Raw genomic sequence first — 21365 nt, forward strand, 5'->3', positions numbered from 1 at the left:
AAGGGAGTGATGAAGAGAACCTTGTTGGGCGCTGCGCTGTTCGGCAGCTTGATGAAATCGACCTCGGCCTGGTCGCAGCAGGAAGCGCCCGCTGCACCGGCGCAGGCTTCGGAGGACGCCACCGAACTGCCGACCGTCTACGTGATCTCCGAAAAATCGGGACGCTCGATGATGAACACGGCGACCAGCGCCGTCGTGCTTGACTCGGACGAGCTCGAAAAAAGCGCCGGACTGAACTCGGCCAAGGATGTGCTCGCCACGATTCCGAACATCGTCTATGTCGGCACCGGCAATATCGCGCCCGCGATTCGCGGTATCGATAGCACGGGCTCTGCGCAGGGCGGCGATGCGTTCATCGCCGGCACGCGTGCTCGCCTGAACATGCAGCTCGATGGCCGGCCGATGAGCTACAACGAAGTCGTGTTCGGTGACAGCGTGTTGTGGGATACGCAGCAGATCGAAGTCCTGCGCGGTGCGCAGAGCACTTTGCAGGGGCGCAATGCGCTGGCCGGCACGATCGCGATCCGCACCAACGATCCGACGTTCACACCCGAAGGCGCGTTCCGCGTCGCGGGCGGCAACTACGATCGTCGGCGCGTGTCCGGCCTGCTGAGCGGGCCGCTCAGCGACGGCGTGGCGTATCGCCTGAGCGCGGACTGGTCGAGTGCGCAGAGCTGGGTCGAAGGTTGGCCTTCGTACGCCGAGGTGCAGGATCCGCGCAGGCTCGAATCGCTGAACCTGCGCGGCAAGCTGCTGTTCGAGCCGTCTTCGATCGCAGGTCTGCGCACGCTCGTGACGATCAGCCATGCGGACTATCGCGGGCCGCAGACCGAAAGTGTGGATCGTCCATTCGACGATCGGCGCTCGACTTATCCGTTCGAGCCGGTGTTCGAACCGAAGACGAACAGCGCCATCGTCGATACGCAATACCGGATTTCATCGAAGCTTCGCTTCGAAGGTCTGCTCACCGGCACCGATGTCGACGTCCGGCGCAAGACGGCGCCGCAATACGGCATCGCGCACATCGATGCGCGCGAGTACGTGTTCGAGCCGCGCCTGCGCTACACCGGCGAAGAGCGACAGACGGGTGTCGTCGGCGTCTACCTGTTCAAGGCGAAGCAGGAAGAGTTCATCGATATCTACAACAATCTCGACTTCGACGACGACATTCGCACCGCCGCGCTGTTCGGCGAGGGTACGCAGCCGCTCGGCGACAAGCTCGATCTGATCGTCGGTGCCCGCTACGAGCAGGAAAAGCACAAGCGCGATGGCGGCCGCGATGCGGTCGCCGATTTTCCGTACGAAGTGAAGATCGATCTCGACGAGACCTATCGGGCCTTCTTGCCCAAGCTCGGCCTCGCCTGGCATGCCGGTCCGGCAAGTACCGTCGGTGTGCAGGTGGCGCGTGGCTACAACGGTGGCGGTGTGGGTGTGGCGGTGGAATCGCCCGACGACGATCAGAACGCCATTACGCGCGTGACCAACTACCAATATGACCCCGAGTACGTCTGGACCTACGAACTCTGGCTGCGCCAGACCTTCGCCGACAAGCGCGGTCGCCTGACCGCGAACCTGTTCTATTCGGACTATCGCGACATGCAGCTGAGCTACGATCTCACGCCGAGCGATCCGTCCGACTACGCGTTCGTCGTCGAGAACGCGGACAAGGTGAAGACCTGGGGCGCGGAAGCGGGCCTGAGCTGGCTGCTGGCTCCGGGACTCGAAGCCTTTCTCAATGCCGGTGCGCTCAGGGCCGAGATCGCGCGCTATCCGGGCTCGGGCTATCAGGGCAACGAGTTGCCGAATTCGCCGTCGTTCACGGCTTCCGCCGGCGCGCGCTGGACGCAAGGGCGCTGGGACGCGAGCTTCAACGCGCGCTACAGCGAATCGTATTACTCCGACATCGCGAATCAGGTGCGTGGCGAGGTCGATCCGTACTGGGTCGCCAACGCCGAGGCGGGCGTGAAGATCGGACCTACGCGCCTCTACACGGAAGTCACCAATCTGTTCGACGCGGACGATGCGCTGTCGATCTTCCCGGGCGCGACGGTCGAGAGCGACAGCGCCAACCTGCTCGCACCGCGCCAGTTCTGGGTTGGCATCGAGGCGCGCTGGTAGAGCCCGGCGGGTCTCGCCCCGCCTTGCCGAGGGACGTGCGGACGCGCGCCGGCCGACCGTCCGCAAAACTCGCTTGACAAGCTTCTAAAGTTTTTTTGCCCCCTTCCGTTAACTCCCATAGCAGCGGCGTGGCAACGGTCTTTCAAGGGCAAGACGCCGAGGCGATCCCAGCAGGATGCACGCGCTGCGCGCACCGGGGCCAACCATCACTTCAGGAGTCAATCGTCATGCAAGTCATCAACACCAATGTGGCGTCGCTCACCGCACAGCGCAATGTCAACGCCTCGCAGAGCTCGCTCAACACCGCCATGCAGCGCCTGTCCTCGGGCCTGCGCATCAACAGCGCCAAGGACGATGCCGCCGGCCTGGCGATCAGCCAGCGCTTCACCTCGCAGATCAAGGGCCTGGACCAGGCCGCGCGCAATGCCAACGACGGCATCTCGCTCGCTCAGACGGCCGAAGGCGCGCTGGTCGAAGTGACCAACAACCTGCAGCGCATCCGTGAGCTGGCGGTGCAGTCGTCCAACGCCACCAACTCCTCCACCGACCGCGCCGCGCTGCAGACCGAAGTCGACAGCCTCAAGTCGGAAATCGATCGCGTCGCCAACACCACCGCCTTCAACGGCGTGAAGGTGCTCGACGGCAGCTTCAACGGCGGCGTGTTCCAGGTCGGCGCCAACGCCGGCGAAACCATCACCATGAACAGCATCGCCGACGCCAACCTCGCGGCGCTCGGTTCGGTCAGCACGGCGTCGACGCAATCGGCGCAGATCGGTGGCCTCGGCACCGGTGCCGCGGCGGCCGGATCGCTGACGATCAACGGCACCGACGTCGGTGCGCTGGCCGCGGTCGGCACCGCCGCCGAGCGCGCTTCGCAGGTCGTCGAGGCGATCAACAAGGTGTCGACCACCACGGGTGTCAACGCGGCCATCGACTCGGCCACCAACCGCATCGTGCTGAGCTCGGAATCGACGATCACGGTCGGCGGCACCGACGACGGCACGCTGACCGGCTTCGACGGCGCCACCGGCGTCACCGCCAACGCGACGACGCAGACCGGCCTGACCGGCCTGAGCGTGGCCTCCTACGCCGGTGCCCAGCTCGCGATCAAGCAGATCGACAGCGCGCTCGGCCAGGTCAACACCGCTCGCGCCAGCCTCGGTGCGGTGCAGAACCGCTTCGGCTCGGTGGTGGCTTCGGTGCAGACCACGTCGGAGAACCTCAACGCCTCGCGCAGCCGCATCCAGGACGCCGATTTCGCGCAGGAAACGGCGAACCTCTCGCGCGGCCAGGTGCTGCAGCAGGCCGGCATCTCGATGCTCTCGCAGGCCAACAGCTCCGCCCAGGGCGTGCTGAAGCTGCTGCAGGGCTAAAGGCTGAGGCTGCCGGCTGGCTCACCTTCTCCCTGCGGGAGAAGGTGCCCGCAGGGCGGATGAGGGATTCGCCGGTATGGCGAGGCTTGCTATCACCGAGAGTCCCTCACCCCAACCCTCTCCCGAAGGGAGAGGGAGCCAGGCAGCTTCACGGTAGATCGAAATGCCGATCACTTCCGCAACCTCCCACCCGGCCGCGACGCCCGTCGCGGCCGGGTTTCGCGCGTTGAGTCCATTGTCCGGCGTCGATGCGACGCAGAGCGTGCGCGCCGATGGCGATGAAGCGGCCCCGCGACAGAATCCCGACGCGTCCGAGCCCGCGCTGCACGGCAAGGCCGAGCGCGATGCGCTCGAACAAGCCGCCGAAGCGCTGACTGAGCATTTCCAGCTGCGCCAGGTGGCGCTGCATTTTTCCGTCGACGAGGACAGCGATCGACTCGTCGTCAAAGTGGTGGACACCCACGACGGCACGCTGATCCGCCAGATTCCGAGCGAGGAAGCGCTGCGGCTGGCGCAGGGCTTGCACAGCGAGACGCCGCCTCTGCTCGACCAGATCGTCTAGGGCGGCGTTCCGCTCTCGTCCACGATCAAACCGGAGCCCGATCATGGCCTCGACTTCCGCCGTCACCTCGTCCGGCCTCGGCTCGGGGCTCGATGTCGACGGCATCGTCACCAAGCTCGTCGCCGCCGACCGCAGCGCGGCCGACAAGCGCCTCGATACGCGCGCGACCAAGGCCCAGGTGCAGATCTCGGCGCTCGGTTCGATGCGCTCCTCGATGAGCTCGCTGCAGACCGTGCTCGCGAGTCTCAACGTTTCCGGGCTCGGCAAGCGCACGGCGACGGTATCGGACAGCTCCCTGTTCACGGCCACCGCGGGCACCACCGCGCAGGCCGGACAGACACAGATCGAAGTGCTCTCGCTGGCCAAGGCGCACAAGATCGGTTCGGCGGCGTTCGCCTCGTCGTCGACCGCGGTCGGCGCGGGAACCTTCACGATCGGCGTCGGCAGCCAGTCGTTTTCGGTCGACCTGAGCGCGACGACGACGGTCGCCGGCCTGCGCGATGCGATCAATACCGCGACCGACAACAAGGGCGTGACCGCAACGCTCGTACAGGAAGACACTGGCGTGCGCCTGGTGCTCACCGCATCGAGCACGGGAACCGCGAGCACGCTGTCGGTGACCAGCAGCGCGACGAGCTTCAGCGATCTGCAGCTCGCCAGCGACGCGCAGATCAAGGTCGACGGCTATACGCGCACGAGCAGCTACAACACGATCACCGGCGTCGTCGACGGCGTGAGCATCAACCTGCTCAAGGCGCAGGTCGGCACCACCGCGACGCTCACGGTGGCGGCCGATACCGACGCGGCCAAGGCCGGGCTCAAGAGCTTCGTCGATGCCTACAACTCGTTGCTGAGCACCTACAAAAGCCTGTCGGCCTACGATGCGAGCAGCAAGAGCGGCGGCGTGCTGATGGGCGATGCGAGCACGCGCGCGGCGATGACCAACCTGCGCTCGGCGATGACCGGCACGGTCGAATCGGGCACCTACAAAATGCTTTCTCAGATCGGCATCAGCGCCAAGCTCGACGGCTCGCTGAGCATCGACTCCACCAAGCTCGCCGAAGCGCTCGCCACCGATGGCAGCTCGGTGCAGAAGCTGTTCGCGTCGAGCGGCGGCTTGATCGAACAGCTCAACGCCACGCTCAAGGCCTACACCGCCGACGACGGCCAGATCGACGTGCGGCTCGATGTGCTCAACGATCAGCTCGACAAGATCGCGGACGAACGCACCGCGCTCGATACGCGCATGGACAAGCAGGAAGAACGCTACCGCAAGCAGTTCAGCTCGCTCGATGCGATCGTCAGCAAGTACAACAACGTCGCGAGCTATCTCGACCAGATGGACAACGAGCGCTACAAGCTCAAGTCGTGAAAACCTTCGCAAAGCCTTCAGTTTTCGCCGAATCCGCCGATGTTTGAAGCATCGACGCATCACTGAAGGAACCGGGCATGTCACCCTCGATGGCCACCGCAGCGCGCATGCGCTACTACCACCAGACCGCTTCGGCCGCCGTCGCCGAGGAAGCGAGTCCGCACCGTCTCATCAGCATGTTGTACGACGGCGTGCTCGAGCGGCTGGCGATCGCACGCTCCTCGATCGCGCGTCGCGACGTGACCGCCAAGTTGCGCGCCATCAACGGTGCGATGGCGATCGTCGAGCATCTGCGGCTGGTGCTCGATCACCAGGCCGGAGGCGAAATCTCCGCGCGCCTCGATTCGCTCTACGACTACATGCTGCGCCGCATGACGCAGGCCAACGCGAGCCACGATGCCGATGCGCTCGCGGAGGTATCGGGCCTGGTCATGACGATCAAATCCGGCTGGGACCAGATCGATCCTGCCTTGCAGGAAAACCGCTGAAAAACTCCATGCCATGAACGCCGACGGACCATTGAGCTATCGCGTCGAGGCGCCCATGCGGTGGGTCGCGGTCGACGGCGCCTTCGACGCCGCGGCGATCGACTACTGGTCCGAAGCGAACCTGCGCGTGCTCACGCAGATCGCGCAGTTCGAGGAGCGCGGCGTGCCGGTCGAGCAGCCGACGCCGCAGGATCTCGAAATCCAGCGCCTGCACGCCAAGCTCGATCTGCTGCTCGGCGCGGTTGCCGAACTCGCGCCACGCTTTCTCGATCGCCCGCCGCGCCAGCCGCTGCAGCTGTCCTGGCGCAGCCTGAGCTTTCCGGCCGATGCGCAGACACCGGCGATCGGCAGCTTCGGCCTCGTCGAAGTCCACCTGCACGCCCTCGTGCTGCAACCGCTGCGCTGGCCCGCGCGCATGGAGCAGGTGAGCGCGGGCATCGCGCAAGCCGAACTGCTGGCCGCGAACGATGCGGCGCAACAGGCGCTGGAGCGTCACGTGTTCCAGCAGCATCGAAGGGCGATCGCGGCTGCGCGGCGCAGCTGAAAACTCAGGCAGCAACGGCCGCGGTCATGTTGCCGGCGTTCGAAGCCGAAAAGCGATTCCACAGCTTCTCGTGAAAGTAGAAACCCACGGTGTTGCAGCAGGGCTCGACGAGCGCGATGAGCCCGCCGGTGACCCAGCTGCCCGTCATCAGATAGACCACGGTGAACGCCACCGTGAAGTGCATGCAGGCGAAGGTGAGTGTCTTGAGCATGGTCTGCTCCCGCGGAAATGGAGTGACCTGGATGATAGATATTCTCAACAAGTACGCCAGCAAAAGCTTTTCATCGAGCCGATAGGCTCAGGCTGTCGAGCTCGATGCGGCTGCGCTGGCTTCGGCGCAGCGGCGGCAAATGCAGGCGCGCGCCTTGGCTTCGACCGGCACGCGCGCGAGCAGCGATTCGCTAAAGGCCAGCTTCGTGCACCAGCAGGTTTCGCTGCAGGTGGAGCAGGCCATTTTGCAATCGTTGCGCTGCCCGCACAGTGGGCAGCGTGCCGGATCGACGGACGTGGCGATGCTCACGCGATCAGTGCGGATGCTCGGGCGACTGCGCTTTCTTCTCGGCCGGCTTGGGCTCGACGATGGTGTCGTAGACCATCAGCGAGCTGCCGTCGCGCAGCGCTTCGGCATAGCAGGAGGCGAACGGCTCGTCGGTCTGCTCGGCGGCTTCGGGCGGCAGCGTGCCGGCCTTGGTGAAGTCGATTTCGGTCCAGCCGCCGCGCAGCACGGCGATTTCGGCGGCGTCGAAGTCGTGATCGCTGCCAGCGTGCTGGCGGAGCAGCACGAGCATCGGGTGATGCTCGCCGACCGGAAAGCGACCGCCCCTGGCCACGCGGGCCACGGCCATGAACATGTGGATTTCGAATTGGCTGGCCTGAGTCATTTGCTGGGTTCGTCGAAGTAGGGCACCACCACGTCGGACAGCCCGGCGCGCATCGCCTGCTGCGAGGCCTCGGGCATGCCGTGGAAATCGGTGCGCCGGTAAGGGCGGTTGGAACAGTTTCGATCGTATTGCGTGCGCACCGCGTTGATGTCGGTGATCTGCTGGCGCAGCTGCGCGATCCTGGTGTTGAACGCGGCGAGGTCCGCGTTGTGCTGCTTTTGCCTCTCGGCCAGCGCGAGCGAGCCTTTCATGTCATCGGGTTTCAGCGCTTCGGCTTCGGCCTTGAGCTGCATCGACTTCGCGTCGTAGGCGGATTTCTGCGCGTTGGCGTCGAAGCTCTCGCTCGTGAGGCGGGCCGATTCGCTGCGCAGCGTCTGCACTTGCGTCGCGCAGCGGTTGAGCTCGTCGCGCGTGAGCGCGCCCGCATCGGCCGCGAATGCGTTGGAACCCGCCTGCACGAGCAGCGTTGCGGCGATGGCGTGGGCGAGAGATCGAATCATGGCGGGCTCCGGCGTGGCAAGTGCGGCTTCGGTCGGGTTCGCATTATGCCGTGCGCGCCGGCCGGCCCGGTCAGTCCTGCAGGATCGCCTGCGCCGCATTGCGTCCGCAGGCGCCCATCACGCCGCCGCCTGGATGCGTCGCGGCCCCGCATAGATACAACCCTGGCAACGGCGTGCGGTAGTCGCTCCAGCCGGGCACCGGGCGGAACGTGAACAGCTGATGCAGCGGCATCGCGCCTTGGAAGATGTTGCCGCCCGTGAGTCCGAAGCGCGCTTCGAGATCGGGCGGCGCGAGCACCTGCCGATGCAGGATCGAACGCTCGAAGTTCGGTGCGTAGCGCGTGATCTCGGCCACGCAGCGATCGGCGAAGCGCTCGCGCTGCTCGTCCCAAGTGGTGCCCTTGAGCGCATATGGCGCGTACTGCACGAACAGGCCGACGATGTGATGCCCGGCCGGCGCGAGCGTGGTGTCGACGCTGCTCGGAATCGTCATCTCGATCACCGGGCGCTCGGACAGCCCGCCACGCCGAGCATCTTCGTAAGCGCGCTCGATGTACTCGGGCGTCGCGCCGATGTGGATCGTGCCGCGATGCTGCGGTCCCGGCGCGGAACCTTCGTTGGGGCGCGCGATGAAATCGGGCAGTTCGGAAACCGCGAGGTTGATCTTCACGCTCGCCGAGGCGTAGTCGATGCGTTTCACCGCGGCCGCGAACGGTGCGGGTAGATCGCCGTCGGACAGCAGCTGGCCGAAGGTCACGGCGGCGGTCGCGTTCGAGACCACGCGCCGCGCTTCGATGACTTCGCCATCCGCCAGCTGCACGCCGACCGCGCGACCCTCGCGCACGAGAATGCGGGCCACCGGCGCATCGCAGCGGATCTGCGCGCCGAAGCGCTGCGCGGACGCGGCCATCGCGTTCGTCAGCGCGCCCATGCCGCCTTCGACATAACCCCAGACGCCGCGCGCGCCACCGGCCATGCCCATGACGTGATGCAGCAGCACGTAGGCGGTGCCGGGCGCCGAGGGCGGAGCGAAGGTGCCGATGATGGCGTCGGTGGCGAGCGTGCCCTTGAGTTCGTCCGACTCGAACCAGCGATCGAGGATCGGCGTCGCCGGGCCGGTCAGCACCTCGATCGCCTCGGGCAGATCTTCGCCGAGCGATTCGAAGGCCTTGAGCACCGAGCGTCCGCGCAGCAGGTTGCGCAGCTTGTGCGCCAGCCCGCGTCGCCGCCAGCTGCCCGGCATCGGCAGCAGCTCGGGCGGGGTTTTCATGAGCGTCGGTTCGAGCGTTTCGGCGATGCGCGAAAGCCAGGCTTCGTAGCGCGGATAGGCTTCGGCGTCGCGCTTCGAGAACTTCGAAATCTCGCGATGATTGAGCGCCGCATCCGGTCCCATCAGCAGCGAGCGGCCGTCCTCGAAGGGCGTGAACGAAGAAGGCGAACGCGGCAGCACTTTGTAGCCATGCTCGCGCAGGCGCAGCTCGCGTTCGACCTCGGGCAGCAGCAGGCTGATGACGTAGGACGCGGTGGAGCAGCGATAGCCGGGCGCGAGTTCTTCGGTGACCGCGGCACCGCCGACGAGGCCACGGCGTTCGAGCACCAGCACGTTCTGTCCGGCACGCGCGAGATAGGCCGCGCAGACCAGGCCATTGTGGCCGCCGCCGATGATGAGGGTGTCGAGCATGGCGCACCGTATCACGCCTGCGGGACGGATCAGCGGCCTGGCCGCGTAACCCGCCGTTCGTTCGAGGATCGATAATGCAGGGCGGGTTGCCGGCTTCGGCTCAACCCGCGGGCACTGCTGAAACGAGCGCCTGGATCAGGCCGGCGTTTCATCCGCAGTCGCCCGGGCCTTGCGTGCCGCACGCTTGCGCGGCGCTTTCTTTGCCGCGGTCCGGGCGGCCGGGGTGCCTCGCTTGTTGCGGGATCGCTTGCTCGATGCGGTCTGGGCTTTCGCCGCCCGCTCGGCGGCGGCTTCGACTTCGACAAGCACCTCGTCGTCGTCCTTGGGCACGAGCACGTCGCGCAGGCGGCGCCAGCCTGGCGTGCGCTTGATCAGGTCGAAACTGCCCTGGATGACGGCCGACGGATCGAAATTCTCGCCCGCCTGGCTGACCTTGTTGCGCAGGAAGCGTACGACGTCGTCCTGCAGGCCGGCGACGTCGGGCAGGCCGAGGATGCGGCGCAATTCCTCGGGCTTGAGGTCGATCTCGATCTTGATCTGCATGCGGGCCGTCCTGGTTTGCGATGCGGCGAGACTACGCCCAGATCAAGCCGAAATCACGAACAGCGCGATCACGCAGGCCTGCGCACCGATCCAGGCGATCGAACGCAGCGTGGCCAGGTTGGCGAGGTAGAGCACGCCATAGACGACGCGCAGTGCGAGGAAGGCCAATGCCAGCGTATCGACGCGCCCCTGATCGGCGTGCAGCAGGTGCGCGACGATGACCGCCGCCGCGAACAGCGGAAACGCCTCGAAGCTGTTGAGCTGCACGGCATTGGCGCGCTTGCGCCAGCCGTCGAGCCCGGCAAGGAAGTCGCGCGGATTGTTGTTGTCGAAGCGGCCACCGCCGAACTTGGCGGCGCCGACGAAAGGCAAATGCAGGAAACCGGCCGCCAGGATGCACCACAGGGCAATCGTCATCGTCATCTCCTCCCCCTCCATCGTCGTGTCGAGCTGGCGGCTCAGGCGGTCAGCAGGCGCTGCGCCTTGCGGTACTGATCGCCGGTGTGCCGGATGACGTCGTCAGGCAGATGCGGCCCGGGCGCCTGCTTGTTCCAGTCCAGGGTTTCGAGGTAATCGCGGACGATCTGCTTGTCGAAACTCGGCGGGCTGATGCCGGGCTGGTAGGTCTCGGCGGGCCAGAAGCGCGAGGAATCCGGCGTCAGCACCTCGTCGATCAGGTGCAGCGTGCCGGCCTCGTCGACGCCGAATTCGAACTTGGTGTCGGCGATGATGATGCCGCGCTGCAGCGCGTAGGCCGAGGCTTCGGCGTAGATGCGCAGCGTGGTGTCGCGCAGCTGGCGGGCGAGGTCGGCCCCGATGCGCTTCTCGACTTCGGCGTAATCGATGTTCTCGTCGTGGCTGCCGACCGGGGCCTTGTCGGCCGGCGTGAAGATCGGTTCGGGCAGCTTGTCGGCCATCTTCAGACCCGCCGGCAGCGGGATGCCGCAGACCGCGCCGGTGGCCTGGTAATCCTTCCAGCCCGATCCGATCAGATAGCCGCGCGCCACGCATTCGATCGGCAGCGCCCTGAGCTTCTTGACGATCACGGCACGGCCTTCGCATTGGGCGAGTTCGTGTGGCTTGAGCCAATCGACGAGGCGCATTTCGGGCGCCATCTGATTGGGCAGCAGGCTGCTGAAACGGCGCATCCAGAATTCGGTCAGCGCGGTCAGCACCGCGCCCTTGCCCGGAATCGGGTCGGGCAGGATCACGTCGAAGGCCGAGAGCCGGTCGCTCGTGACGATGAGCATGTGCGCATCGCCGACGGCGTAGATGTCGCGAACCTTGCCGCGATGCAGGCGGGGCAGGCTGTCGATGGAGGATTCGAACAGCGCGGAAGCGGGAGCGTTGGACATGCTGAAGGCGTCGGCGGGCGAAAGAAGGGGCGAATGATAGCGCGCCCCGGTCGATCGCCGGTCCAGTTTCCGTCCGCTCGCATGGCGGGTGCCGGGCCGGGCAATCCGCAATAATGAGGGATCAATCAGGGAGCCATGAAACGATGCTGACCATGCTGTTGGAGATGGGGTTGTACGGGCTCGGGGCGATCGTGCTGCTTTATCTCGTGTACACGCTGTTCTTTGCCTCGGGCTCCAACAGCGAGGGTTCCCCGGAGCAAAAGAAGCCCAAGAGCACGCGTCGTTTCGAGCGACGTGAGGGCGAGCGCGGCGATCGTCGCAAGAAGGACATCGGCCCGCCGCCCGGTACGCCCGAGCGTCGCCAGGGCAATCGCCGCTCGCGCGACTGAGCGCGCCTGAAGGCCGAGACGCCGCCGCGCCGGGCGACTCGCCTGTCCGCATTCGCTACCCTATGCGCCTTTTCCGGCGCCCTCTCCGGCGCGCCGTAGCGGGCTCACAGGCGGGGATTACGGATGACGAAGGCAGCGATGAAGGTTCTGGTGATCGGTTCGGGCGGGCGCGAGCACGCGCTGGCGTGGAAGCTCGCGCAGTCTCCGAACGTCAACGAGGTGGTGGTCGCTCCGGGCAACCCGGGCACCGCACGCGAGGCTCGCTGCCGCAACGTCAACGTCGCCGTCGAGGACATCGCCGGGCTCGTCGCGCTCGCACGCAGCGAGCAGGTGGGCCTGACCGTCGTCGGCCCCGAAGTGCCGCTCTCGCTCGGCGTGGTCGATGCATTCGAGGCCGCCGGCCTGCGCATCTTCGGGCCCAGCCGCGATGCCGCCCAGCTCGAAGCGTCGAAGGCCTTCTCGAAGGATTTCCTCGCCCGCCACAGGATTCCGACCGCGCAGTACCAGGTCTTCACCGATGTCGATGCGGCGCTCGCCTACATCGACGAGCGCGGCGCCCCGATCGTGGTCAAGGCCGACGGCCTCGCCGCGGGCAAGGGCGTGGTCGTTGCGACCACGGTCGAAGAGGCCGCTGCCGCGGTGCGCGACATGCTCGGCGGCAGCCTGCTCGGCAAGGCCGGCGCCCGCGTGGTGATCGAAGATTTTCTCGACGGTGAAGAAGCGAGCTTCATCGTCGTCGCCGGCGAATCGCAGTACGTGCCGCTCGAAACCTCGCAGGACCACAAGCGCATCTTCGATGGCGACCAGGGCCCGAACACCGGCGGCATGGGTGCGTATTCGCCGGCGCCGGTGGTGACGCAGGCCGTCTACGAGCGCGTCTGCCGCGAAGTCATCGAGCCGACGCTGGCCGGCATGCGCGCCGAAGGCCGGCCGTTCACGGGCTTTCTGTACGCGGGCCTGATGATCGACAAGCAGGAGCGCGTGAAGGTGCTCGAATTCAACACGCGCATGGGCGACCCGGAGACGCAGCCGATCATGGTTCGCCTGGAATCCGACCTGCTCGATCTGCTGCAGGCGGCACTCGATCGCAAGCTCGATCAGGTGAACGTGCGCTGGAGCGCCGAGCCGGCGATCGGCGTGGTGCTTGCAGCGGCGGGCTATCCGGGCACGGTCGAGAAGGGCGATGTCATCAACGGCCTCGGCGCCGATCTCGGCGCCGCCAAAGTCTTCCACGCCGGCACCGCCGAGCGCGATGGCCAGGTGGTGACGTCCGGCGGCCGCGTGCTGTGCGTCGTCGCCAAGGGTCGCGATATCGCGACCGCGCGTGCGACGGCGTATGCGGCGGTCGACAAGATCAGCTGGCGCGGGTTGCAGTTCCGCCGCGACATCGCGCATCGGGCGCTCGGTCGCATCTGAGTTTTCTGCGCAGTGGCGGCCATCGCCGCCACTGCGATCCATCGCCATCCGGCACCGTCCGATCACCATGACTGTGATCGATCGCAGCGTATGTGCGATCGGTGCGGATCGACATTTTTGCCATTGCGCAGCGGCGCGAGAGTCAAACCGACTTTGCACTGAACCCGCCTAGAATCCGACGCTCACGAGAAGGAGACTCGGATGAAGGGAGTTCGCTTGAAGCGTCGGTTGATGCACGCAGGCGGCGCGGGTGCCTGCGCGATCGTTCTCGGAGTGGTGCTGCTGGGCGCATCGGGGCCGGCTCGCGCACTCGATGTCAGCCTCGGCGAGATCAGCGGCACTCTCAACACCAATCTCACGGTCGGCGCGGCCTGGCGCATGGAAAGCCGTGCGGACAACCTGGTCGCCAAGAGCAACCTCGATCCGAACGTCTGCGGCATCGTCGGCGGGGTCAATTACCAGTCCTGCCAGGCCGTGTTCCGCGACCAGATCTTTCCGGCCGAGAGGCTCGTCGCCGCGCCGGGCGCCTCGGGCATGCGCGCCGACGACGGCAATCTCAACTACGACAAGGGCGACGTCACCCAGGCCGTCGCCAAGGCCACGCAAGACCTCACGCTGCATTGGGGCGATGTAGGCCTGTTCGCGCGCTGGCTGTATTTCTACGACGCCGTCAACAACAACTTCGACGAAACGCGGCCCAACATCATCACGCCCGGAAACGCCGACCGTGTGGGTTTTTCGGGAACCGGCAACGTCGCCAACCGCTACTTCGATCGCGTCTACGGCCCGGGCGGCTACGAACGCATCAAGCGCAGCGACGGCGAGACGCTGCGGCAGATCGGCACCGATTTTCAGCTCATGGACCTGAACCTGTTCGGCTCCTTCGATATCTGGGAAGGCAAGACCATCAACTGGAAAGTCGGCCGCCAGAATCTGAACTGGGGCGAGAGCACCACGCTGGTCGTCAACAGCCTCAACCAGATCAATCCGCCGAATGCCAACAACCTCTATCGCGTCGGCCAGCAGCTCGAGGAAGTGTTCCAGCCGGTCGGCATGCTGACCTTCAGCGGCGATGCCTTCGCGAACATCCAGTACGAAGTGTTCTACCAGTTCGAATGGCGTCCGCTGGAAGCGCCGGCCACCGGCAGCTACATGTCGTTCGCCGACCTCGGCACCAACAACGCCGGCGATTACGCGAACCTGAGCTTCGGCGGCTCCGCCGACGACAGCGATGCGCTCGGTCATCCGCTCAACAGCCCGCTCGCGCTGATCACGCCGACCACCACGCGCGCGCAGCGCGGCCGCGATCTGGAGCCGCGCAACGGCGGGCAGTTCGGCTTCTCGCTCAAGTACTACGCCGAGAACATCAACAGCGGCACCGAGTTCGGCTTCTACTTCATGAATTACCACTCGCGCCTGCCGTACGTGAGCTTCAATTCGGTCGACGCGAGCTGCGCGCGAGCCGGCGGCAATGCCTACGGCAAGGACGCGACCAACACGCTCGAGTTCTTCAAGTACTGCAACAACCTGCCGGCGTACAACGCGCAGTCGCTCGCGGCGGTGTTGCAGCAGGCGGGCATCATGGTGGCGAGCAACCCGGCCTCGCTCGCCGATCTCGGCACCGATCTCGGCGGCCTGCTCGCGGCGATCGTGCCCAACCCCGGCCAGCCGATGTCCGACGCGGTGCCGCTCGATACCGGCGAAGTGTTCTTCGACTATCCCGAGAACATCCAGCTCTACGGCGTGAGCTTCAACACGGCTTACGGCGACTACTCGTTCCAGGGTGAAATCGCGTACCGGCCGAACCTGCCGCTGCAGGTGGCGATCACCGATCTCGAATTCGCCGCCGCAGGCCCGTCGCTGACGCGCTGCCACGACCGCGATCTCGGCTGCGCGGGCACCACCGCGGGTCGCGGCATCGACGCCAACGGCAACCAGATCACCTATGGCAGCAGCGACTTCATTCCGGGCCCGGGCGTCGAGGGTTACAACGACACCATCAACCTGATCGTCGGCGGCGCGCCGGGTTCGGCGCGTTCGTTCCCGAGCTTCATCATTCCGTATCGCGGCGGCGCCATCGGCAACAATCCGGCCAACAGCTATATCCGCGGCTACGAGCGCTTCGACGTGCTGCAGTACAACCTCGGCCTCACGCGTGTGCTGAGCTCCACCGAAAACCCGATCGGCGCGGACCAGATCCAGATCGTCGGTGAAGTGGGCGCGACGCACGTTCCGGGCTTGCCGTCCTACGATCGCCTGCAAATCGAATCGCCCGGCGTCTACTACCACGCGAGCGCCGGTGCCGACGGCAGCGGCGCGGATGGCTCGCGCCAGGCCTGTTCGACGAACCCGACCTGCAGCATCGGTCCGGACGGCGCGCGCTTCAACCCGCATCAGGCCAATCTCGACGATCTGGTCGACAAGTTCTCGTGGGGGTATCGCCTGATCGCGATCATCAAGTACGAAAGCGTGTTGCCGGGCATCAGCATCCAGCCGTTCATTTTGTTCGGCCACGACGTCAACGGCACCGCGCCGGGACCGGCCGAGAACTTCGTCGAGGATCGCAAGCAGGCGCAGGTGGTGGTCGAAACGCGCTATCGCGACGGCCTCTCGCTCGGGCTCGGCTACGCCTGGTTCTGGGGCGGCGGCTACACCAACCTCTATCGCGATCGCGATTATTCGCAGGCGTTCCTTCGGTATCAGTTCTGATCGTTCTGCGAAACCCTCTCCCTGAGGGAGAGGAATGCAGAGCGGCTCATTCCGTCTGCGGCTCCGGCGAACTGCGCAGCACTTCGGCGATCGAGGTATTGCCGGCGATCACCTGCTGTCCGCCGGCGATGCGCAGCGGGGTCATGCCGTCGCGGAACGCAGCCGCGCGCAGGGCGCCCAGGTCGGTGTCGTTGCCGATCATCGCCTTGATGCCGGGTGACAGCGGCATGATCTCGTAGATTCCGCAGCGGCCAAGATAACCGGTTTCGCGGCATTCGAGACAGCCCGCGGGCTCGTGGATTTGCGCGGGCAACGCGAGCGGCCAGCGGCCCGTGAGCTCGCTCCACTGCGTCGCGTTCGGTGCCACCGGCTTCTTGCAATGCGGGCACAGCTGGCGCACCAGCCGCTGCGCGAGCACGCCGAGCAAGGTCGCCTTGACCAGATACGGCGCGACGCCGAGTTCGAGCAGGCGCGTGACGGCGCTCGGCGCATCGTTGGTGTGCAGCGTCGACAGCACCAGATGCCCGGTCAGCGCGGCCTGGATCGCGTTCTCGGCGGTCTCCAGATCGCGAATTTCGCCGACCATGATGATGTCCGGATCCTGTCGAAGCAGCGCGCGCACGCCGGCCGCGAAACCGAGATCGATCGCCGCGTGCACCTGCATCTGGTTGAAGCTCGGCTCGACGAGTTCGATCGGGTCTTCGATCGTGCAGACGTTGACCTCGGGCGTGGCGAGCTGGCGCAGCGTGGAATAGAGCGTCGTCGTCTTGCCCGAGCCGGTCGGGCCGGTCACCAGGATGATGCCGTGCGGCTGGCGGATCATCTGCTGCCAGCGCGGTGCATCTTCGCTGGAGAAACCGAGCTGCGAGAAATCGCGCAACAGCACTTCGGGATCGAAGATGCGCATGACGATCTTCTCGCCGAAGGCCGTCGGCAGGCTCGAGACGCGCAGCTCGATCTCCTTGCCGCCCGGCGCGCGCGTCTTGATGCGTCCGTCCTGCGGCTTGCGCTTCTCGGCCACGTCGAGCCGGCCGAGGATCTTCAGGCGGCTGGTCACCGCCGGCATCACCGACGCCGGAACCTGATAGACCTCGTGCAGCACGCCGTCGATGCGAAAGCGGATGTTGCCGCGTTCGCGCCGCGGCTCCAGGTGGATGTCGCTCGCGCGCTGTTCGAACGCGTATTGCAGCAGCCAGTCGACGATGCCGACCACGTGTTGATCGTCGGCCGTGAGCTTGCCGCTGCGCCCGAGCTCGGTGAGCTGCTCGAGGTTCTGCACGCTGCCCGGCGCGAGGCGTCCGCGCTCGTCGGCCGAAGCCTTCACCGAGCGCGCAAGCGCATAGAACTCGACGATGTAGCGATCGAGCTCGGTGGGGTTGGCGAGCACGCGCTTGATCTCGCGCTTGAGCAGCGGGGCGAGCTCGCGCTCCCATTCCTGCCAGTACGGCTCGGCAGTGGCGATGACGACCTCGGTCGCGCTGACCTTGAGCGGCAGGATGCGCGCGCGCGCCGCGTAGGCGTACGGCACCAGCTGGGTGATGCGGGCGACGTCGAGCGACAGCGGATCGATGCGCTGCCAGGGCAGGCCGCTGCGCTCGGACAGCCAGCTCATGAGCCGATCGAGCGTGAGCCGCAGCGAAGGCTCGGCAGGCAGCGTCCAGTCGCACTCGGCGATGATCTGCAGCGGATGCCGTCGCTGCGGCGGCTGCTGGCGCAGCGCCTGCGCGGCCGAAGCGTCGACGAGCCCGTCGGCGACGAGCGCGTCGAGCAGCTCGCCGAGGTCGAGGCGGTGATCGCGGGCGGAGGTGGGCGTGGCGGACTTGTTCACCGCATTACGTTAGCATCCGGCCTGAAATTTTAAGCTTCGAACGCCATGACCTCTTTCGATTCCGGATGGAAAGCCGGCCTCTGCGCGGCGCTGTCCACACTGCTGCTGACCGCCTGCGCCTCGTCGTCGCGCTGGGTGCCCGAGATGCCTGATTTTTCGAGCTGGTTTTCGGCCAAGGAAAACCAGGTCATCGTCAGCGAAGTCGACAGCGACAGCTACTGCAACGCTCCGGGTGAAGCGAGCGCTCTGACCCTGCTCGCCGATTCGGCGGCGGTGAAGGCCTGGGAGGCCACGCGCGGCGTTTCGCTGAGCGGCGATGTCGAGTTGCCGCTTGGGCCCTACGTGGTGGCCGACCTGGGTCAGCGCAACAGTGGCGGCTACGGCATCGCGGTAAGCCGCCAGGCCGGGCTCAAGGACGACATCCTGGTGCTGCGCGCGACCGTGTTCGAGCCTTCGCCGGGTGCCGCCAGCACGCAGGCGATCACGAGCCCGTGCTCGCTCGTGCGGCTGCCGCAGATGAACTTCGCTTCGCTGCGCCTGATCGACCAGAGCGGCAAGGTGCGCGCCTCGCTGCAGCAGGGCAGCCAACTTCAGTAAGGTTTCGGCGAACCCGCCGCCCGGCTGGCGCGTCGGTTCATTCACCAAGCGCCGGACCACGATCCGGTGCCGCCGCGCCAGATCGCGGCGAAAGACGTTTCGAGGGGAATCGCATGCTCCGCTTTCTGCCCGGCTTTCTACTGGGCACCATCATGTCGCTGCTGCTGGCCGTCAATACCTTGTTCTGGGCGGTGCCGGTCTACGTCGGTATTCTGTTCAAGCTGCTGACGCCCGAAGGTTCGCGCGCACGGGATCGCATCTCGCGGCTGATGGCCTGGCTCGCGCAGCAATGGGCGTTCTGCAACACCTGGTTCATCCAGCACCTGATCGGCGTCGAGCACGAGTTGCGCATCCACGCCGACGTGAAGCCCGACGGGCAGTACCTGGTCTGCTCGAATCACCAGACCTGGAACGACATCATGGTGCTCGTCAAGGCCTTCGGCCGGCGCGCGCCGTTCTTCAAGTTCTTCCTGAAGCAGGAGCTGATCTGGGTGCCGGTGCTCGGCCCGGTCTGGTGGGCGCTCGACTATCCGTTCATGAAGCGGCACACGCCTTCGCAGATCAAGAAGAACCCCGCGCTCAAGGGCTCCGATCTCGAAACCACGCGCCGCGCCTGCGCACGTTTTCGCAACCAGCCGGGCCTAGTGCTGAACTTCCTCGAAGGCACGCGCTTCACGGAAGAAAAACGCGCGCGCCAGCAATCGCCGTACCGCCATCTGCTGCGACCCAAGGCCGGCGGCTTCGCGTTCGCGCTGTCCGCGCTCGGCGAGCGCCTGAACTCGATGCTCGACGTCACCATCGTCTATCCCGATGGCGTCGAGGGCTTGTGGGGCCTGCTGTCGGGCAAGGTGCGTCGCGTCGTCGTCGAAGTGCGCCAGCTCACGGTGCCGCACGAGTTCTACACCGGCAGCTACGAGAGCGACCCGGAGTACCGCAAGCGCTTCCAGCTCTGGCTCGGGGAAATCTGGGTGCAGAAGGATCAGCTCATCGAAGCGATCAAGCAGGAATACGCGTCCAAGCGCTGAGCTTGGCGATCAGGCGCCTCGGCGCCGCGCGAGCAGCTTGCCGATCGCCACCACGAGCAGCGCTCCGGCGGCTGCCGACGCGTAATGCGCCCATTGCGGCAGCGCGCCGATTCGTGGCGCGAGGTAAGCGTCGCCGAGCCACATCTCGCCGCCGATCCAGCCGAGCAAGGCACCGCCGAGCGTGATCACGAACGGGAAGCGATCCATCAGCGCGAGCACCAGCTTGCTGCCCCAGACGATGATCGGAACGCTGATCGCGATGCCGAATGCGACCAGGCCGATGTGTCCATCGGCCGCGCCGGCGATGGCGACGACGTTGTCGATGCTCATGACCGCGTCGGCGACGATGACGGTACGAATCGCGCCGAGCAGATGCGAGCTGCCCTGGATGTCGGCGTGATCGTCGTCGCCATCGGGTGCGAGCAGCTTGATGCCGATCCAGAACAGCAGCAGCGCGCCGACGATCTTCAGAAACGGCAGCGTGAACAACTGCAGCGCGAAGAAGATCAGCAGCACGCGCAGCGCGATGGCGCCGAACATGCCCCAGAAAATGCCCTTGTTGCGCAGATCGGGCGGCAGCCTGCGGCAGGCCAGGGCGATGACCACGGCGTTGTCGCCACCGAGCAGGATGTCGATGAGGATGATCTGCGCGATGGTCAGCAGCAGTTCGGAGTCCAGGGCCAACTGAGTCAGGTGTTCCATTTTTCTTTAGTCGATGGCGCGCGCCTGACGCTGAGGCATTGAAGCATCAGTAGTCGAGCTGAACGCGAAACGTCGCGGTGGTAGTGGCGTCGAGCCGGGCCTGGGCCACGGCATCTTCGGTGCGGGCGTGGGTGATGTCCAGCGTGAAGCGGACGAAGGGATTGCGATACCAGTTGATGACGCCCGACACCGCGTCGATATCGATGTCGCGCGTGAGCGCGGCGCCGCTCGGTCCCTGCTCGCCGTGCGCATGCTGATAGCGAGCCGCGATCTCGAACGCACCGTGCGAGCCTTTCGGTCGTACGCGCACATAGCGCCCGAGCTTGTGATCGTAGGGGCGGGTGTCGTCGGTGAGGAAATAGCTCACGTAGCCGTAGTAGCCGGAGAGCTCGCCTTCTTCGATGCCGTCGTCGTAAATGCCGCGGCCGTATTCGGCCTGATACGACCAGCGGCCGCGGCTGCCGGAGGTTTCGAGCGCGAACTTGTACGCATCGACGCGACGGCCGTTGTTGATCTCGATCATCGTCACGCGGCTGTCGGTGGCGATGCGTCCGGCCGGTAGCAGGCGCAATCGTACGCCCTGCGCTTCGTGCTCGCCGGTCTCTTCGTCGAGCGCGTTGCTGTAGCCGTATCGCTCGACCGCGAAGCCGCCACCGAAGTGCAGCGACGAGCGATCGCTGTAGGCCGGGTCGAAGCCCATGCGCGTGATCGCGCCCCAGCCGTCGGTGGTCTTGCTGTCGTCGTTGTCGAGGTTGTAGACCGACGCGTGATAGAAGGTTTTGTCGGTGAATCCGGTGTACGCCATGCCCCAGCGATAGATCGGCCAGAGCATGCTCGTGAGCAGTGCGCGCTCGGTGAACGTCACCTGCAACGAGCTGTTGCGCGCATCGAGCGTCATGTACGGCAGGATGTGGCCGATGCGAAATTCGGCTTGCCCGATCTGCGTCGAAACGAAGCCGAGCATGAGCTCCGGCACGTTATCGGCGAATTCCATCTCGGTCGTGAAGTTCCAGCCGTAGGCGCTGCCGCCGACTTCGATGCGCATCTGTCGCGCCTGGATGCCGGGCACGTTTCCGGGGCCGATGTCGTCGTTGTCGTAGAGCGCGCCGTCCATCAGGATGCGGCCGCCGACATAGGCGGAAAAGATGCCGTCATCGGATTGCACCCGGATGCCGGGGTTGGTCCGCACCTCGACTGCGTGCGCGTCGAATGCAGTGACCGAGATCAAAAATGACCCGCAAAGCGCCGCGATGCTGCGAATCTTCATCTGCCTTCTCCTCCA

General features: G+C 65.9%; 22 protein-coding genes. 11 read left to right on the forward strand and 11 right to left on the reverse strand.

All coding sequences use genetic code 11. The annotated features are described in order from the left end of the window. Nucleotides 1-9 precede the first annotated feature (9 nt). The 6 genes from WQQ_RS14955 to WQQ_RS14980 all read left to right on the forward strand — a co-directional run bounded on the left by WQQ_RS14955 (nt 10) and on the right by WQQ_RS14980 (nt 6457). Complete coding sequence (locus WQQ_RS14955; protein WP_007186057.1) at nt 10-2118, forward strand: TonB-dependent receptor; 2109 nt, start codon at nt 10-12, stop codon at nt 2116-2118. A 227-nt stretch (nt 2119-2345) separates the two neighbouring features. After that, on the forward strand, nt 2346-3491 hold the full coding sequence (locus WQQ_RS14960) for a flagellin (protein WP_007186058.1): 1146 nt from the start codon (nt 2346-2348) through the stop codon (nt 3489-3491). Between the two features lie 163 nt (nt 3492-3654). Continuing rightward, nucleotides 3655-4053: a flagellar protein FlaG gene (locus tag WQQ_RS14965; protein ID WP_083844582.1), complete on the forward strand. Its 399-nt coding sequence runs from the start codon at nt 3655-3657 to the stop codon at nt 4051-4053. A 43-nt stretch (nt 4054-4096) separates the two neighbouring features. Next, entirely contained in the window at nt 4097-5425 is a 1329-nt protein-coding gene (gene fliD, locus WQQ_RS14970; protein ID WP_007186060.1) for a flagellar filament capping protein FliD, read from the forward strand. Between the two features lie 77 nt (nt 5426-5502). After that, nucleotides 5503-5913, forward strand: a complete 411-nt coding sequence (gene fliS, locus WQQ_RS14975; RefSeq protein ID WP_007186061.1) for a flagellar export chaperone FliS — start codon at nt 5503-5505, stop codon at nt 5911-5913. A gap of 13 nt (nt 5914-5926) precedes the next feature. Further along, on the forward strand, nt 5927-6457 hold the full coding sequence (locus tag WQQ_RS14980) for a PilZ domain-containing protein (RefSeq protein WP_007186062.1): 531 nt from the start codon (nt 5927-5929) through the stop codon (nt 6455-6457). Between the two features lie 4 nt (nt 6458-6461). Here WQQ_RS14980 and WQQ_RS14985 read toward each other — a convergent pair whose 3' ends face one another. The 8 genes from WQQ_RS14985 to WQQ_RS15020 form a co-directional block, all read right to left on the reverse strand. Continuing rightward, nucleotides 6462-6668 carry a DUF2061 domain-containing protein gene (locus WQQ_RS14985; protein WP_007186063.1) on the reverse strand — a complete coding sequence of 69 codons (207 nt, stop codon included), beginning with the start codon at nt 6666-6668 and terminating at the stop codon, nt 6462-6464. Between the two features lie 87 nt (nt 6669-6755). Beyond that, a complete protein-coding gene (locus WQQ_RS14990; RefSeq protein WP_272942420.1) occupies nt 6756-6977 on the reverse strand; it encodes a cysteine-rich CWC family protein in 222 nt (73 codons plus the stop codon). 4 nt (nt 6978-6981) lie between these two features. Beyond that, entirely contained in the window at nt 6982-7338 is a 357-nt protein-coding gene (locus WQQ_RS14995) for a hypothetical protein (RefSeq protein ID WP_007186064.1), read from the reverse strand. Next, the gene (locus tag WQQ_RS15000; protein ID WP_007186065.1) at nt 7335-7838 is read right to left on the reverse strand and encodes a hypothetical protein; all 504 of its coding nucleotides are present in this window, start codon (nt 7836-7838) and stop codon (nt 7335-7337) included. The genes WQQ_RS14995 and WQQ_RS15000 overlap by 4 nt, the downstream gene beginning before the upstream one ends. A gap of 70 nt (nt 7839-7908) precedes the next feature. After that, entirely contained in the window at nt 7909-9519 is a 1611-nt protein-coding gene (locus tag WQQ_RS15005; protein ID WP_007186066.1) for a phytoene desaturase family protein, read from the reverse strand. A 135-nt stretch (nt 9520-9654) separates the two neighbouring features. Beyond that, nucleotides 9655-10062, reverse strand: coding sequence for a hypothetical protein (locus WQQ_RS15010; protein WP_007186067.1), 408 nt, complete (start codon nt 10060-10062; stop codon nt 9655-9657). A 42-nt stretch (nt 10063-10104) separates the two neighbouring features. Continuing rightward, complete coding sequence (locus WQQ_RS15015; RefSeq protein WP_007186068.1) at nt 10105-10479, reverse strand: MAPEG family protein; 375 nt, start codon at nt 10477-10479, stop codon at nt 10105-10107. A 41-nt stretch (nt 10480-10520) separates the two neighbouring features. Beyond that, the gene (locus WQQ_RS15020) at nt 10521-11417 is read right to left on the reverse strand and encodes a phosphoribosylaminoimidazolesuccinocarboxamide synthase (RefSeq protein WP_007186069.1); all 897 of its coding nucleotides are present in this window, start codon (nt 11415-11417) and stop codon (nt 10521-10523) included. Between the two features lie 143 nt (nt 11418-11560). Between WQQ_RS15020 and WQQ_RS15025 the strand changes: the two genes are divergently transcribed. From WQQ_RS15025 to WQQ_RS15035, 3 genes are all read left to right on the forward strand, one after another. Beyond that, complete coding sequence (locus WQQ_RS15025; protein WP_007186070.1) at nt 11561-11806, forward strand: hypothetical protein; 246 nt, start codon at nt 11561-11563, stop codon at nt 11804-11806. A gap of 138 nt (nt 11807-11944) precedes the next feature. Then, nucleotides 11945-13222 carry a phosphoribosylamine--glycine ligase gene (gene purD, locus WQQ_RS15030; RefSeq protein ID WP_040454598.1) on the forward strand — a complete coding sequence of 426 codons (1278 nt, stop codon included), beginning with the start codon at nt 11945-11947 and terminating at the stop codon, nt 13220-13222. Between the two features lie 216 nt (nt 13223-13438). Then, nucleotides 13439-15931: a DUF1302 domain-containing protein gene (locus tag WQQ_RS15035; RefSeq protein WP_237715066.1), complete on the forward strand. Its 2493-nt coding sequence runs from the start codon at nt 13439-13441 to the stop codon at nt 15929-15931. Between the two features lie 46 nt (nt 15932-15977). On the opposite strand, the gene tfpB is transcribed toward WQQ_RS15035, so the two are convergent. After that, entirely contained in the window at nt 15978-17759 is a 1782-nt protein-coding gene (tfpB, locus tag WQQ_RS15040; protein WP_007186074.1) for a type IV pilus assembly ATPase TfpB, read from the reverse strand. A 45-nt stretch (nt 17760-17804) separates the two neighbouring features. On the opposite strand from tfpB, the gene WQQ_RS15045 reads away from it, so the two are divergent. Then, the gene (locus WQQ_RS15045) at nt 17805-18356 is read left to right on the forward strand and encodes a protease complex subunit PrcB family protein (protein WP_007186075.1); all 552 of its coding nucleotides are present in this window, start codon (nt 17805-17807) and stop codon (nt 18354-18356) included. Nucleotides 18357-18469: 113 nt separating this feature from the next. Then, on the forward strand, nt 18470-19381 hold the full coding sequence (gene yihG / locus WQQ_RS15050; RefSeq protein WP_007186076.1) for a 1-acylglycerol-3-phosphate O-acyltransferase, YihG family: 912 nt from the start codon (nt 18470-18472) through the stop codon (nt 19379-19381). Between the two features lie 9 nt (nt 19382-19390). On the opposite strand, the gene WQQ_RS15055 is transcribed toward yihG, so the two are convergent. Both WQQ_RS15055 and WQQ_RS15060 read right to left on the reverse strand, forming a co-directional pair. Continuing rightward, entirely contained in the window at nt 19391-20083 is a 693-nt protein-coding gene (locus WQQ_RS15055; protein WP_040454599.1) for a TerC family protein, read from the reverse strand. 46 nt (nt 20084-20129) lie between these two features. Next, a complete protein-coding gene (locus WQQ_RS15060) occupies nt 20130-21350 on the reverse strand; it encodes an OprO/OprP family phosphate-selective porin (RefSeq protein ID WP_007186078.1) in 1221 nt (406 codons plus the stop codon). Nucleotides 21351-21365 lie beyond the last annotated feature (15 nt).

Source organism: Hydrocarboniphaga effusa AP103 (assembly GCF_000271305.1).
GTDB classification, from domain to species: Bacteria; Pseudomonadota; Gammaproteobacteria; order Nevskiales; family Nevskiaceae; genus Hydrocarboniphaga; species Hydrocarboniphaga effusa.